At 51.6% G+C, this 15127-nt stretch carries 10 protein-coding genes; 5 read left to right on the top strand and 5 right to left on the bottom strand.

The annotated features are described in order from the left end of the window. Window positions 1-17 precede the first annotated feature (17 nt). Entirely contained in the window at window positions 18-698 is a 681-nt protein-coding gene (locus QJQ48_RS14910; protein WP_346292036.1) for a M23 family metallopeptidase, read from the top strand. A 14-nt stretch (window positions 699-712) separates the two neighbouring features. Here the strand turns inward: QJQ48_RS14910 and QJQ48_RS14905 are convergent, their stop codons facing one another. Beyond that, window positions 713-1654, bottom strand: coding sequence for a histone deacetylase family protein (locus QJQ48_RS14905; RefSeq protein ID WP_346292035.1), 942 nt, complete (start codon window positions 1652-1654; stop codon window positions 713-715). Window positions 1655-1867: 213 nt separating this feature from the next. Here QJQ48_RS14905 and gyrA point away from each other — a divergent pair, with 213 nt between their 5' ends. Together gyrA and QJQ48_RS14895 are read left to right on the top strand one after the other, a co-directional pair. Continuing rightward, on the top strand, window positions 1868-4432 hold the full coding sequence (gyrA, locus tag QJQ48_RS14900; protein ID WP_346292034.1) for a DNA gyrase subunit A: 2565 nt from the start codon (window positions 1868-1870) through the stop codon (window positions 4430-4432). A gap of 259 nt (window positions 4433-4691) precedes the next feature. Next, a complete protein-coding gene (locus tag QJQ48_RS14895; protein ID WP_346292033.1) occupies window positions 4692-7139 on the top strand; it encodes a PAS domain-containing sensor histidine kinase in 2448 nt (815 codons plus the stop codon). A gap of 119 nt (window positions 7140-7258) precedes the next feature. Here the strand turns inward: QJQ48_RS14895 and QJQ48_RS14890 are convergent, their stop codons facing one another. The 4 genes from QJQ48_RS14890 to QJQ48_RS14875 all read right to left on the bottom strand — a co-directional run bounded on the left by QJQ48_RS14890 (window position 7259) and on the right by QJQ48_RS14875 (window position 10704). Continuing rightward, entirely contained in the window at window positions 7259-8245 is a 987-nt protein-coding gene (locus QJQ48_RS14890) for a succinylglutamate desuccinylase/aspartoacylase family protein (RefSeq protein ID WP_346292032.1), read from the bottom strand. Between the two features lie 11 nt (window positions 8246-8256). Beyond that, window positions 8257-9024: a hypothetical protein gene (locus QJQ48_RS14885; RefSeq protein WP_346292031.1), complete on the bottom strand. Its 768-nt coding sequence runs from the start codon at window positions 9022-9024 to the stop codon at window positions 8257-8259. 421 nt (window positions 9025-9445) lie between these two features. Beyond that, a complete protein-coding gene (locus QJQ48_RS14880; RefSeq protein WP_346292030.1) occupies window positions 9446-10267 on the bottom strand; it encodes a TlyA family RNA methyltransferase in 822 nt (273 codons plus the stop codon). Window positions 10268-10272: 5 nt separating this feature from the next. Then, complete coding sequence (locus QJQ48_RS14875) at window positions 10273-10704, bottom strand: tetratricopeptide repeat protein (protein ID WP_346292029.1); 432 nt, start codon at window positions 10702-10704, stop codon at window positions 10273-10275. Between the two features lie 1014 nt (window positions 10705-11718). Here QJQ48_RS14875 and QJQ48_RS14870 point away from each other — a divergent pair. Both QJQ48_RS14870 and QJQ48_RS14865 read left to right on the top strand, forming a co-directional pair. Further along, window positions 11719-14238, top strand: coding sequence for a DUF7925 domain-containing protein (locus QJQ48_RS14870; protein WP_346292028.1), 2520 nt, complete (start codon window positions 11719-11721; stop codon window positions 14236-14238). A gap of 103 nt (window positions 14239-14341) precedes the next feature. Beyond that, window positions 14342-14902 carry a hypothetical protein gene (locus QJQ48_RS14865; protein WP_346292027.1) on the top strand — a complete coding sequence of 187 codons (561 nt, stop codon included), beginning with the start codon at window positions 14342-14344 and terminating at the stop codon, window positions 14900-14902. Window positions 14903-15127 lie beyond the last annotated feature (225 nt).

Genomic DNA, 15127 nt, shown 5'->3' with positions numbered 1-15127 from the left:
CAGCTCTTGGTTACCTTATGAAGCGTTTTACCTCACACCTTCCCCATATTTCTGCTCGTCGCGCTCATCTCCAGCAGATGAAAAATAGTCTGCGATCGCAGACCGCTCGCTACACTGGAGCCTTGCTGGTTTCTGGTCTACTGCTGTGGGGCGTGGCAGAAAATAATCCCCGCCCTCAAAAAGCTGATGCCCTTGAGCCAGGACGGGCAGCGACGCAGCAGTATGCCTGGGCCTCTGCGTCTTTCCCGGTAGAAAATTTTCAAGCCTATACCTCTCCTTTTGGCTATCGGAATTCTCCCTACGGTGGTGCCAGCCAGTTTCACTACGGCCTAGACATGGCCGCTCCCTCCGGCAGCTATATCCGCAACTGGTGGGCCGGACGAGTGGTCGAAGTCTCAGATGATAGCGCCTGTGGCACTTCTGTCATCGTTGAGTCAGGGGAATGGACTCACGTTTACTGCCACATGCATGGCTACGTCACTACGGAGAGCGGCCAGCGCACTCTACTTGACCGCGACGGTGGCGTTCGCATTGTTGAAGGGCAGCAAATCGGCTCAGGTGCCCGCATTGGTCGCGTCGGCATGACCGGGCGCACCACAGGCCCACACCTCCACTGGGGGCTAAAGTATCGCGGTAGCTGGGTAGATCCGGCTTTGGTGCTGCGGGCTATGTACAGCCAACAAGCCTCGGCACGCTGACAGATTGTTTAACCTCAGCCAGCCGCCAAGGCCGGATTCTGAGATAAACAAGGCTCCACCGTCATCAGAACTGACTCGCTGAGGGCGTCATAGTCATAGCCTCCTTCTAGGCCGAACAGAATGTGGGGCGTGATGGCCAGGCAATATTGGGTGAAAATTTTGTAATCCGAGGGGCGTAGAGCTATTCCCGCCAGGGGATCAGCGTGGTTGGCATCATATCCGGCGCTGACAATCAGCAAATCAGGCTGGAATGCCTGTAGGCGCGGGACTATTTGCTGCTCGAACATAGGCTGATAGTTCTGCAGGGTGCTGCCTGCGGCCATCGGCAAGTTCAAAACATTGTCGTGCAACCCGGTTTCGCTGGCGCGTCCGGTGCCTGGATAGCAGGGAGACTGGTGCAGCGAACAGTAGAAGATATGGGCATTAGACTCAACAATGGCCTGAGTGCCGTTGCCGTGGTGCACATCCCAGTCCAAAATGGCGACTCGCTGCGCCACCGGTTGCGATAGGGCATAATTTGCGGCGATCGCCGCGTTGGAAAATAGGCAAAACCCCATACCGCGATCGCGGACGGCATGGTGTCCTGGTGGGCGGGTCAGAGCGAAAGCAGGCCGTTCCGTCGCCAAAACCTGATCAACCCCGTCTAGCCAGGCACTCACCGCTAACAGCGCAATTTCGTAGCTTTGGGGTGAGGCTACGGTATCCCCGTCAATTTGTCCGCCCCCCTCGCTGCAGAGCTGTCTGAGGGCCGCTACGTAGCGCGGATTGTGGATCTGTTCCACCCAGGTCAAGACATCATCGCGCTGACTAGGGGAACGCCAGTCTAGCTGCTCAGACCAGCTTGCCTGCTTGAGCCTAGCTGTCACCGCTGACAGCCGACCCGCATTTTCGGGATGATAGCGGCCCGTGTCGTGGTTGAGAAACTGGTCTGAGTAAATAACGGAAAAAGCTTTCATAACAAAGGGTTGAGGCTGTGGCAAATTAGGTATTTACCTGTGCTGTTTTTAGCCTAGCTCACTCGCCTAACCCCCCGTCGTGAGACAGATAAATGTGATAGAATATTATACGCAGCAACGAAATATTTGCAAATATTCAGCCGCTAAACTGCCTTATCGCTAGAAATCAACGTTTATCTGCTGAATGCTTGAGATTTTGGAGTTTTTTACTGTATGAGCACCCCTCAAGAGCGGATCGTCCCTACAGATCTGCGCAATGAGATGTCTCGGTCTTACTTAGAGTACGCCATGAGCGTCATTGTAGGCCGAGCTTTACCAGATGCTAGGGACGGTCTTAAGCCGGTGCATCGCCGGATTTTATATGCTATGCACGAGCTGGGGCTAACGGCAGATCGCCCCTTTCGTAAATGCGCCCGCGTGGTGGGGGAAGTGCTTGGTAAGTATCATCCCCACGGTGACACGGCGGTTTATGACGCTTTGGTGCGCATGGCCCAGAACTTTTCGATGCGATCGCCGCTGATCAACGGCCACGGCAACTTCGGTTCGGTGGACAATGATCCGCCAGCGGCTATGCGTTACACCGAATGTCGCCTGCAGTCTCTCACCAGCAACTCTCTGCTCCAGGATATCGAGTCCGAAACCGTCGATTTTATCGATAACTTTGACGGTTCCCAGCAAGAGCCAATCGTGCTGCCAGCCCGCATCCCGCAGCTCCTGCTAAACGGCTCCTCCGGCATCGCAGTGGGGATGGCCACCAACATTCCGCCCCACAACTTGGGAGAGCTAATCGACGGCGTTATCGCGCTGATTCATCAGCCAGATCTCAGTAACGCTCAGCTCATGAGCTACGTGCCGGGGCCAGACTTTCCCACAGGCGGCCAAATTCTGGGTACTAACGGTATTTACGAAGCCTACACCACCGGGCGCGGCTCCGTTACCATGCGCGGCGTTGCCACCATTGAGACCCTAGAGCAGCAAGGTCGCCCCGATCGCGAAGCCATCATCGTTACGGAACTGCCTTACCAGACTAACAAGGCAGCTCTGATTGAAAGAATTGCCGATATGGTGAACGATCGCCGGATCGACGGCATTTCCGATATTCGCGATGAGAGCGATCGCGACGGTATGCGCATCGTGATTGAGCTGAAGCGTGACGCCTATCCCCGCGTTGTTCTCAATAACCTCTATAAGCAGACGCCGCTGCAAAATAACTTCGGCGTCAACATGCTGGCGTTGGTCAACGGCGAGCCGCAGCTATTGGGACTGAAGCAGATGCTGGAGGTCTTTTTAGATTTCCGCATCGAAACTATTACCCGTCGCACTCAGTTTGAACTGCGTAAAGCTCAGGAGCGCGATCACATTCTGCAGGGCTACCTAATCGCGTTGGAAAATCTAGACGCCATCATTAGCCTGATTCGCCACGCGGCAGATGCGCCGATTGCCAAACAGGAGCTGATGGATTCCTACGGACTCTCCAACAGTCAGGCCGACGCGATTTTGCAGATGCAGCTGCGCCGCCTGACAGCGCTAGAGGCCGAAAAAATTCAGCAAGAGCACGAAGCCCTACTCGAAAAAATCACCGACCTGCAGGATATTCTGGCTCGGCGAGAGCGAATTCTGGAAATTATTGAAACTGAGCTAGGCCAGCTGCGCGAAACTCACGCCAATCCGCGCCGTACCGTCATTGAACAGGCTGAAGGTGAGCTGACCGACATCTCCCTGATTGCCAATGAGCAGGTGTTAGTGCTGCTGACCGAGCAGGGCTATATCAAGCGGATGCTCGTAGATACCTTTGAAGCCCAAAGCCGAGCCACGCGGGGCAAGTCAGGTACGCGGATGAAAGAGGATGACGTCATCGAGCACTTCATTACCTGTTGTACTCATGACAATGTGCTGTTCTTTAGCGATCGCGGCGTAGCCTATTCCGTCCCGGCCTATCAAATTCCGGTGGGATCGCGTACGGCTCGTGGTATTCCTGTCGTGCAGATGCTGCCAATTCCTCGTGACGAAAAGATTACCTCGGTGCTGGCAGTCTCCGAATTTACCGATGATGATTACATCGTCATGCTAACCCAGGGGGGCTATGTCAAAAAAACCGTCCTGTCAGCCTTCAGTAACATTCGGGCCAATGGCCTAATTGCCGTTTCGCTAGAGGAAGGGGATCAGCTCCGCTGGGTTCGATTGGCTAAAGAGACTGACAGTATTTTGATTGGTTCGCGTCAGGGGATGACAATTCACTTCCAGGCCGATCACAATCAGCTTCGCCCCCTCGGTCGGCCTACGCGGGGTGTACGGGCCATGTCTCTCAAGGACGATGACGAACCTATCAGCATGGACATTTTGCCTGCTCAGGTGATTGCTGACGTGGTACAGGCAGGGGAATCTGAAACTGACGAAGATTCCGAAGACTTAGAGCTAGATTCAGCTAGTCAGGCTGGGCCTTGGGTTTTGGTGGTGACAGGGGGTGGATTAGGCAAGCGGGTACCCGTCTCAAATTTTCGGCTACAGAACCGGGCTGGCATGGGCTTGCGGGCTATCAAGTTTCGCAAAAAGCAGGATCACTTAGTGGCTCTGCGAATTGTCAACGAAGAGGACGAAATGCTGATTGTGACCAGTCGTGGCATCATCATTCGTCAAACCGTAGACGCTATCTCGATTCAGTCTCGGATGGCGACCGGGGTACGGGTGCAGCGTTTAGACGGGGAAGACGCGATCGCGGCGGTTGCTCTAGTACCGCCTGTGATTGAAGATGAAGTGCTAGAGGCTATGAGCGATTAAGCTTACTCCTTAGGCGTCGCTCTAAGCTACGGCACCAATAACTACACAGACTCTGTCAGGATAACTTGGCAGAGTTTGTCTTTGAAGGGCTAGAATTTCCTGACTTTGAGCCTCTAAAATTAGATTTATTATTCAGCTAAAATTTGCCCGATATTGAGGCTGCTTAATTCTTGTCTTTCCGTATTTACTGGGATTGGCCGCATGACTTGGAAGCGAATCGGGCATACTATTAAGAACTGTCGATATTGCCATCTTGTTCATGACAAGCCTGCACCGCTTGAATGAGCCTCATACCGAACTTAGCCCGCTAGCACTATTGGCAGAAACGACTTCTGATCTAATCTGTCAATACGATGCGGCAGGTCACTATTTGAACGCCAATCCAGCGGCTACCCTAGTGCTAGGTTTGCCACTTCAGCTCATCAAAGGCCAGTCTCCCGGTGCGCTGAGTCAGAACGCAGCGGCTGTGGATCGAGACGTGCTTTGGCAAATTCAGGCAGAAGTGACCCAGGTACAGCAAACCAAACAGTCCCTAAGAGTCATTCATACTTTCCCAGTCGCGGCTGGCGCTAAACTGTACGACGTGATCTATACGCCTATCCTGGACGAGGCTGGTGAAGTCGCTCAAATTTTCAGTCATGGCCGGGATGTTACCCACTATCAGACAGCCTCTGTCTTAGAGAAGCTGTCATCTGCCGAAGCGCTGGTTGGCATCGAAATGCCTAACTTAGAAAGGCTCAGCCCTCAGGTCATGCGGGAAACCACTTCATCCCCTAAACGCCTGTCAGCGACCGATCTCAAACAAGCCGTTCGGATTCGCCACAGCGCTGAGCTGTTACAGCTAGTGCTAGACAACATTCCCCACTATATTTTCTGGAAAGATCGCAACTCGGTGTATTTGGGCTGCAACCGCAAGTGGGCAGAAATGGCGGGTTTGGCCAGCCCAGAAGCCGCCATTGGACTGACGGACGATGACTTACCCTGGACTGAAGAGCAAAAGAGCTGGTATGTAGAATGCGATCGCCAGGTGATGGAATCGAATACGCCAATGCTCAAGATCAAGCAGTCTCAGCTACAGGCTGATAACAAGCTAACCTGGCGTGAAGTTAATAAGCTGCCGCTGCATGACGCCGCTGGTAAAGTCATTGGTCTGCTAGGCACCATCGAAGACATCACCGATCGCAAACGAGCTGAAGATCTTTTAAAGCAGTCGGAAACCCGGTATCGGCGACTGGCCCAGCGCGAAGAATTGCAAAATCGCCTTGTAGGTCAAATTCGCCGCTCCCTGAAGCTAGAAACTATTCTGCAAACGGCTGTTCAATCGATTCGAGAAACCTTGGGCAGCGATCGCGTTTTGGTTTATCAGCTTGGTCAAAACTGGCAGGGAAGGATTTTGGTGGAAGCTGTAGCCAATCCTTGGCGCTCTGTGTTAGCTCTAGCAGAGCCTGAGCGCTACTTTTCAGAAACATTCGCGGAGCAATATCTGCAAGGCCGGGTTTCAGCGCTGCGGGACATTCATAATTCTGATCTGGAAGCTTGCCATGTTGAGTTTTTAAATCGCTTTCAGGTTCAGGCCAATTTGGTAGCGCCTATCCACACCCAAGAGACTCTGTGGGGGCTGCTGATTGTCCATCAGTGTCGCAGTTCCCGCGACTGGCAAGAAACCGAAATTGAATTGATCAAGTACCTAGCTGAGCAGCTTGGCGTGGCAATTCGCCAGTCAGCCCTTTATCAGGAAGCCAAGAAAAACGCTGCCGAAGCTCAGGCCCAAACCTGCGCTTTGCAGGCTGCTATTCAAGAACTAAAGCAGACACAGGCTCAGCTAGTCCAAACTGAAAAAATGTCTAGTTTGGGTCAGCTCATTGCCGGGCTGGCCCACGAAATTAACAACCCCGTTAACTTTATCTACGGGAACGTCAATCATCTAGAGCAGTATGTTCAAGACATACTAGAGCTACTCGACCTTTATTGCCAGCAATACCCCACACCCGCTGCCGAGATTGCCGCTAAAACTGAAGAAATTGATCTTCCCTTTTTGACTGAGGATATTGATAAGATTCTGCAGTCGCTGAAAGTGGGGACCAGTCGCATTCGTCAAATTGTTCTGTCACTGCGAAACTTCTCCCGCTTAGATGAGTCAGTCGTCAAGTCTGTTGATATTCATGAGGGCATCGACAGCACGGTTATCATTCTGCAGCATCGTCTCAAGCCAACGGCAGAAAGAATGGGTATTACGGTCGTTCGAGACTATGGGGAGTTGCCAATTGTAGAGTGCTATCCCGGCCAGCTCAATCAGGTTTTCATGAATATTCTCAGCAATGCCATTGATGCGCTTGAAGAAGCGATCGCCTCTGGGCGCTGGGCTGATACGCCTTTAGGCCATGATGGACAGCCAGAGCAGGGGCCTTATATTGAAATTCGCACCCAGGCTCTAGAGACTAACAGAATCGCAATTTACATTAGCGATAACGGGCCGGGCATTCCAGAGACGCTGAAACAAGAAATTTTTGATCCTTTCTTCACCACTAAGCCGATTGGCAAAGGCACAGGTCTTGGCCTTTCCATCAGCCATCAAATTGTGGTTGAAAAGCATCGGGGCTATTTGAACTGTGCCTCTTCTGCGGAAGAAGGAACTCAGTTTTATATTGAAATTCCAGTTACTCAGTTGGATAGCTTGGACAGCAGGCTGTCTGAAACTCCTGTCTAAGTGGGTAAGCGCAGTCAAACATGAGTCAATGCAGGTTGCAGTTGCGGCCCGAATCCCAATGCCCGCCTGGGTTCTGCTGCTGCGAGTCTGTCCTACAAATAATGAGTCTGCCTACTTAACTATGTCTCAACATCGGTCTTGCCCGCTTCAGGCAGCTTCGCCACGTGCAAAATAGCATCTCCCTGATTAACTAACGGGTTGCGGGTACAGCCAATCACAATTCCCTCATAGGGAGACTGAACCTTAGCGCTTCTGTTGCCAAAAGCATCTAGAATTACCCCCAGTAGCTGCCGCTTTTGCACCACCTCGCCCAGCGCCACCTGCATGTGTAAGATGCCGCTGCGGGAAGCTCTAGCCCACTGGCTGGATTTCACTTCGATGGACTGACTCTCAGCAGATAGCCGCTCGGCAGTGAACATTTCTAAGGCGTTCATCACGCGCAAAACGCCTTCTACCCCAATCTCAATCGCTTCGGCATCAAATCGTAGGGCTTCACCTGCTTCATAAAGCAGCACGGGGATGCCCTGCTGGGCTGCTGCCTGCCGCAAAGAGCCATCGCGCATTGAAGACTGAATCATTAGCGGCGCATTGAAGGCCATTGCGCAGCGATAAGTTTCTGAGTCGGCTAGATTGGCCCGGATCTGGGGCCAGTTGCTGCGGTGGTGAGACGCCGTATGCAAGTCAATGCCGTGGGTGCAGCGGCTGACTACCTCCCGCATAAATAGGTGGGCCAGCCGAGAAGCTAAAGAGCCCCTGGGTGAACCTGGAAAAGAGCGATTAAGATCGCGGCGATCGGGCAGGTAGCGCGACTGCTCAATAAAGCCGAAAACATTGACGATAGGCACTGCGATTAGGCTGCCTCGTAGCTGCTTGGGCTGTACTTGGGTGAGTACCTGCCGAATAATCTCGACCCCGTTCAGCTCATCTCCGTGGATCGCGGCGCTAAGCCAAAGTCGTGGCCCCGGCTGGCTGCCGTTGATCACAGTCACGGGGAGGCTGAGCTGGGTCTGGGTTGGCAGACGGGCTACGGGTAGGTCAAGCTGCTGTTTTTTGCCGGGTGGAATACTGTAGTCACCGATCTCGATCGAGGTAGCCGATTGCTGCATCGTGAAGCCGATTAGCTGAATAGGTTGAAGCGCTGTAGCTGTGTCTCTAGCAGCTCTGGCAGGCTTTTGTTGAGAGCTGATTTACTCTCAAATACAAGACGATTGCGACCCGGCAGATCAAAGGGAAACTGTCCGGCTAGGTCATCGCGTTCCATTTGAGCCAGTAAAATCTGCTCTGTGCGCTTGCACTGTAGCGCATAGCCCATCTCAACGCAGACTTTAGGACTGGGAATTACCTGAGTTGGCGTCGTCTCTAACTGAGTAATGGGTGTGCCATCGGCAATGAAAAGCAGGCTGCGGCGAATTTTGCGCATCAGGGTGCTATTCAGCCGAATCGGGCCTTCGCTGAGGCGATGGGACTCTTCTAGGCCAATTTCAATCCGCGATCGCCGGTTAAGCTTTTCCAGCGTTGCCTGTAGCACCTCCCGCAGCAGGTCGCTGGACTTGGGATATTCCGTCTGGTAGCACAAAAAGACAGTAGGATCGAGGTTTGCCAGCGTGTCCTGCTTGGTGAAATAAATTTCGTGGCTGATCAGGTCAATATTGGAAATGCCGTAGGTGCCGCTGCCTTCAACATAAAACTCGACCCGATCGCCTTCTAGGTAGCGCTGGAACCAGGCTGATTCTTTAACTTCGTCTGCATCGTCAAGAAAGTCGGCTCGCAAAGCCGACTTCAGTAAGCTATTTTTACTCAACCGCAAATCGTGGGGACGCTTTTCCAATTCGCGAGCAGGCTCATACTGCTCTAAGTACCAAGCTTTAAGGGCAATAATTGCCATAGCCGACTGCCTCAACTGTCTCGCATACTTTACCCTAAAAATATTTAAAACAACAACAGCACCCAATGCGACCTGAGTGACTTCTACCTGATGCTTGATCTTATCTGGAGTTGCTCTGACTGAAAGCTTCAATTTCTATGAAGGAATCAATCGCATGGCTCCCTTTTATCTAACGCGGAGAAGTATCAGTTTTCAAACTGGATGCTGTTGGTTTTGAACGAGACAGATCTGTATTTAACAGCTTTTTTACCTCTTTACTAAAGCGAACATCGGCTGTTTAATCTGCCAGGGAAGCTATTTAGCTTCAACTCAATAATAGCCCGATTTGCTATTAGGTAAGCTGTCTGAAACCAAAGTTTACGATGATGCTACAGCGCTTGAAAGCGTAGAGCTAACAGATTTGTAGAGCCGGCGGTCAGGTTTAGGCATCAACGGCCTGTCGGGCCTGCTGGGCGATCGCCAAAGTTTGCTCAAAGGTCAAGCTAGTTGCTGATAGTTCCCCAACCTGACTAAGCCAAAGTAAGTATTCAATATTGCCCGCCGGGCCAACCAGCGGCGACCAGGTTAAACCGCGATCGCGCCAGCCCAATTGCCTGGATGACTCCATTACCTGCCACATTGCCGCCGCATGATCTTTGGCATCTCGCACAACACCTTTTTTGCCAATTTTCTCGCGACCGACCTCGAACTGCGGTTTAACTAGCAAAACGGCTTCTCTAGGGGGCTGGAGTAGCTGCCAAAAAGCAGGCAGCACCTTGACTAAAGAGATGAACGAAACATCCATAACGCCTAAATCTGGATAAAGCGTTTCTGCTTGATAAAGCTCATCAGGAGTCAGATAGCGAATATTAGTGCGTTCACGCAGGACTACGCGCGGATCTTGACGCAGCTCCCAGGCCACCTGACCGTACCCCACATCGATGCCGTATACCTTTTTAGCGCCAGCCTGTAGTAAGCAGTCCGTAAATCCGCCTGTGGAAATGCCGCCGTCTAAACAAATGCGATCGCTCACCTGAATGTCAAACTCGTCTAGCGCTTTGACTAGCTTTTCTCCTCCCCTGGAAACATAAGGAGACTTTTGCTTAAGCTGGATCTCGGCGGCAGGATTGACCTGAGTTCCTGGCTTATCGATAATTTGCTGGTTGATCTTAACCTCGCCTGCTCGAATGCAGCGCTGTGCCTGTTGCCGCGAGTCACAAAAGCCCAAATCTACTAAAAGCGTATCTAATCGCTGTTTTGCCACCGTGTTTACCGCTGAGCTAAGACTTCAAGATCTTGCTTAATGCGATCGACCCCTGCTTTGGTGGCTTGGCGATCGTATAGGTGGCTGGCTTTAAGTAAATCGCTGACCGCTAAGTTGTAGTTGCCCAGGTTGGCCTGAGCTAAGCCGCGATTGTGAAAGGCTTCAGCACAGGTAGGCTCTTGCTGAATCACCTGGCTAAACAAATCGCTTGATTCGCGGTAGCTGCCGGTGTTGTGGACATTGCAGCCCTGCTCAAACCAGGCGATCGCCTCAGAATTTAGCGGTGTCGAAGGCTGAGCGATCGCCTCTGGAAATGAAATTGTCCCAATTTTAGGACGGGCGTAGGCATTAATCATGGCGGTTGCGCCAATGCCGAGGATAGTCGTGACCAAGACTAGCCAGGCCCAAAACTCAACTGAACGAAAAACAGACATCATGCTCGGATCTCAATCAAGACAGCTATGCCTCCGATTATGCTACGCAGCCGCAGAATTAGCAGCAGGTTTCAGTTCTCAAACAACAGTACAACCACTTAATTCTTGTGCCTGTCAGACAAAGCCTTGCTCGCTGATGTCAGCAGGTTGAACAATATCGGTACCCGATTTCGCGCCGCGATCGCCAGCTATTTAACCAGATTTTCTGAAGTTGCGGCGCGATCGCCAAAATTTATCGCGCGATTTGTCTGTTAGTAGGAAGGTTTTGTCTGATAGATCAGCCTGCTCTCCTCAAAAATCACCGTAGATTAACTGCCGTAGAAGTTCGGAGACTTTCAGCAATGACGTATGTAGATCTTGTCAAGTGCTTCTGTAAGCACTGAGAGAGATTTGTCAGCAATTTTTAGGAGTGAAGCTAGCTGCTGTAGTGCTCGAAATGCTCAACACACTTGGCTTCTCCATCATTTGAAATTAACTCTTCTATATTGACGCAGCTTACACCCCCTAATCTGATTCAGCTATGAAGCTGAACTTACTTAAGACAAATGGCTGATAGATGGGACAGTTTGATCAAACAAAACGACTAAAATTACAGCCTAGTCTCCCAGGAATTCAAATATCTAACTCCGTAATTATTCCGAACTTAAGCCAATATTATTCAATTCGTTTTTGACTATCTATTTCCGCCAAAAGCGATATGGATTACGCATAATCTACGAGATATTTTTCAATCTTGAAGGCAACAATAGGCCCGTAGGAAATGAGTCTGCATCAGAGCGAAAAGAGATTATTGCTTAGATCAAAATTTCAGTAATAATCCCCAGAAAAAAGCTTCTGTTTTAGTCAGATTTCTGTTGAATAGTTTTCTGTAGATGGCTCTAATCCTTTCAGAAGCAGTTTTTAAGGCGATATGCCTTGAGTTTGAATTTTTAGTCAAAGCTTGCTTCCTGACAAAAAGAGACCGTTTTTCTCTTTCTTTCGCTTATTGCTTTCAAGACACACAAAGAGAGTCAAAACATGACTAAAACTCGCTGGAAAAAATATCGCCCATTAATTGCTGCTGCCTTAATTGTGGGCGGTACGCTGCAGATGGTAAGCACGGCATTTGCGGATGGAACCGCTGCCGGAACTGCTATCAGCAACACAGCAACCGCTACTTACAATGACCCCAACAATCCAGGATCAACCTTAACTACAACCTCCAATACGGTAACAGTCGAGGTAGCTGAGATTGCTGGTATTACAGTGCAGTCTGCAGGCGTTGACGACGTCAACGACGGCACTGTTGATAGAGGCGACACCCTTTATTACACCTACGTTCTCACCAACGTCGGTAACGATACGACCCGTTTTCGTATTCCTAATAGCGCCGATATTACTGGCCCCGGTGTAATTAGCGGTGCGGTAGAAGTTGACCAGGGAGCAGGCTTCGCGGCTATCACGGGTGGTTCGTTAGATACAGGTGCCATCCCTCCCGGTGGAACTGTGCAGGTGCGTGTTCCGGTCACGGTTGATTCTAATGCCAATCCGGCTGACGTCATCACGGTACAGCTCGGTAATACGCCGGGTAATGGTCAAAACCAGCCTTTCAACACTGACGGGGGTGATGTTTACACGGTCGATCTGGCTAACGGCACTACGGGTGAAGTCGATGGTGCTCCGGCCAACGGTGTCCGTGAAGCTAGCGATGTTCAGCAAATTGAAGTCGGTAACGCGTCTCTCACGGTACCGCTGGTGAAGTTAGAGAAGGCAATCTCTGAGCAGATTCCTGGCGATCCAAGCAACATCACTGACGACCAGATTACCTACGAGCTGTCTTTTGAAGTTCAAGATACGGCTCCTCTAGGTAGCTCAGTTTCACCCGGTCCGCTCTACTCCCTACCTTTGACCGTAAATGGGACGACCGCAAACTATGTGTTAGTTTCCGATGCATTACCGGCAGGCACAGAGCTGACTGGAACACCCGCTGCACCTACGGGCTGGCAAGTTGTCTACACCGCTGAAGCCACTTCTACCTCAGCGCGTGAAGCCAGATGGTATTCCACTTCAACAGCCGCTTTAGCAGGTACTAGCGCAACAGCCAATATCACCCGTATTGGTTTTGTCAGACAGGCCGCTTCAATTGCGCCGGGCACAACCGTTCAACCCTTCCGCTTTACCGTTGTGACCAGTGGTGTAAGCAGCGGCGACAATGTGGCTAACCTCGCTCAGATCTTTGGTTACTCTGAAGTTGCTAATCCTGCAAATCCGGTTGATCCAACTAAGGTTGTGGCAGATGAATCTGGTGACCAGCAGCCCAGCAACCTCAAGGATGGTCAAGACGGAGTTGAACCTACCGATTTTGATCCGCCCAGCGATGGCTACATCGACGATGCTGCCGATCTCACCGCTACCGGCGAAGATACAGGCAGAAACAACACAGGTAGCGGCGACGGCGGTGAAGCGATCACTTTGCAAATCAACGATCCGGTTCAAGCCAGCCTCATCAATGGCCCTCTAGACGAGCCTGCCGCTATTGGCCCCACCAGCAACAATGACGACTTTACCAACAAGTCTGCTTTTGTTCCCTCGGCTAGCTCTATACCCGGCAGTACCTATAATCCCAGCCCGGTCAACTTCAGCAACTCCGTTCAAAACAACGGTACTGACCCCGGCAGCGTTACCCTAGCGCCGACACCACCGGCAACAGCAACGGACTTACCTAACGGTACTCAAGTTACCATTGTTGGCCCTACAGGTAGCACGGAAACCTACACGTGGAACGGCACTGTCTTCCTTGACGACACTGGCAAAGCACCGACCGATGCAGGCTATGCCACCGTCACTATTGCCAACGTCCCAGCCGGTCAGGAAGTTGACTACGGTGTTGAGGTTGACCTACCAGCGGCTACACCTCTTTCTACCGATATTGAGCGTGGTTTCCCTGTACCTGTAACCGCGACTCTGACTAACGCAGGTGGTTCTTCTACTAACACCACTATCGATCGCGTCTATACCGGCTTCCTGCAGCTAGTGAAGCTCTCTCGCATTCTGCAAGGTGATGGTCCGGCTGTAGGTGCCGGTCAAGGTAACTTTGACTCCACCCCTGCGGTGGATCCAGATGGTGCAGGACCGCTCGCCGCAGTTGATCCAAATCCAGGGGTGGCAGACGTAGCGCGATCGCCTCAGCCCGGCAACATCATTGAATACCGCATCACCTACACCAATATCTCGGAGCAGCAGTCTGGCAGCGGCAACGTCATTCTGACGGCTGACAACATCGTCATTACCGAGAATGGTACCGACCCTAATGGCAACAACTGGGCGCTTGACCAAGACGCCAACGGTGTCATTGATACCAGCAACGTCACCAACACGGCTAATGACTCTAGAGGCGGTGGTATTAGCTTCTTTAGCGGAGCCAGCGGCTCTACTGCTGCGGCTGACCAGTCAGGGACAACTCAGACGACTGACATCACTAAGTATATAGATACGGTTTCAGGAATTGTGAATCCCCAACAATCGGGTAACTTCACCTTTCAGCGCCGTCTGAACTAAGTCCAAACGCAGAAACGGGGTGATTTCTCACCCCAACTGTTTCACCCAAATTTGTCCATAACTTTGCTCAGTACTTGTTGATTTAATTCGGAAAAACATGACTATGAAACGTTGGATTGTAGGTCTCAGTGCGCTTGCGGTTGCCGGTATCATCCCCTTCATCAGCAGCGAGCCGGTTCGCGCTCAAATTGCAGAAGTGACAGACGCGATCGTAGAGGCGATTCGTCGCCCCGAAGTTCAGCTAACTCTCAGCGCTGAAAAGCAAATACTTGAGCTAGATGCAAGCGGTCAGGAAAAAGTTAGCTGGGAGCAGCTAGAAGGTCGAGTCAAGGTACAACCGGGTGATGTTCTGCGCTACAGCGTGGATGGTGCTAACTCAGGTGATGCAGAGGCGGCCAATTTAGTCATCACTCAGCCCGTTCCGGCGCAAACGACCTACGTTTTAGACTCTGCCATCGGCAACAACGGCGCTGAACTGACCTACAGCATTGATAACGGCCAAACCTTTGTCGCCGAACCCATGATTGAAGTGACCTTACCGGATGGCACTGTAGAGCTGCAGCCTGCTCCGGCTGAAACCTATACCCATGTTAAGTGGGACTTTACGGACACTCTGGCAGCGGCTGAGACAGTGAAGGTGACCTACGAAGTTACGGTTGACTAAAGCGATCTAAGCCAGGTTGGGCCAACAGATTTACTCAACCTGGCTCTCTACAACACCGCTGCTGCTACCTAACACTTTCAGCCGTACTTTCCGCATCTGCCCCAGCCTTAATTAACAAGCTTTTAGCTACTTTTAATCACTTCTAATCTTGGGCTGACTCAGCTTCTAAAACGGCAGCCCCAGGGGATTTTTGTGCCCATTGACTTTCTGGCCTAAGGGAATCTG

Origin of the sequence: Sphaerothrix gracilis Ecp01 (assembly GCF_030405905.1) — a bacterium.
Lineage (GTDB): Bacteria > Cyanobacteriota > Cyanobacteriia > Phormidesmidales > Phormidesmidaceae > Sphaerothrix > Sphaerothrix gracilis.
Note: the sequence above shows the minus strand (reverse complement) of the source record. Positions and strands in the feature narration are given on the sequence as shown.

Coding starts and splice junctions, on each gene's coding strand:
- QJQ48_RS14910 (WP_346292036.1), top strand. CDS start 18: ATGAAGCGTTTTACCTCACACCTTCCCCATATTTCTGCTCGTCGCGCT.
- QJQ48_RS14905 (WP_346292035.1), bottom strand. CDS start 1,654: ATGAAAGCTTTTTCCGTTATTTACTCAGACCAGTTTCTCAACCACGAC.
- gyrA (WP_346292034.1), top strand. CDS start 1,868: ATGAGCACCCCTCAAGAGCGGATCGTCCCTACAGATCTGCGCAATGAG.
- QJQ48_RS14895 (WP_346292033.1), top strand. CDS start 4,692: ATGACAAGCCTGCACCGCTTGAATGAGCCTCATACCGAACTTAGCCCG.
- QJQ48_RS14890 (WP_346292032.1), bottom strand. CDS start 8,245: ATGCAGCAATCGGCTACCTCGATCGAGATCGGTGACTACAGTATTCCA.
- QJQ48_RS14885 (WP_346292031.1), bottom strand. CDS start 9,024: ATGGCAATTATTGCCCTTAAAGCTTGGTACTTAGAGCAGTATGAGCCT.
- QJQ48_RS14875 (WP_346292029.1), bottom strand. CDS start 10,704: ATGATGTCTGTTTTTCGTTCAGTTGAGTTTTGGGCCTGGCTAGTCTTG.
- QJQ48_RS14870 (WP_346292028.1), top strand. CDS start 11,719: ATGACTAAAACTCGCTGGAAAAAATATCGCCCATTAATTGCTGCTGCC.
- QJQ48_RS14865 (WP_346292027.1), top strand. CDS start 14,342: ATGAAACGTTGGATTGTAGGTCTCAGTGCGCTTGCGGTTGCCGGTATC.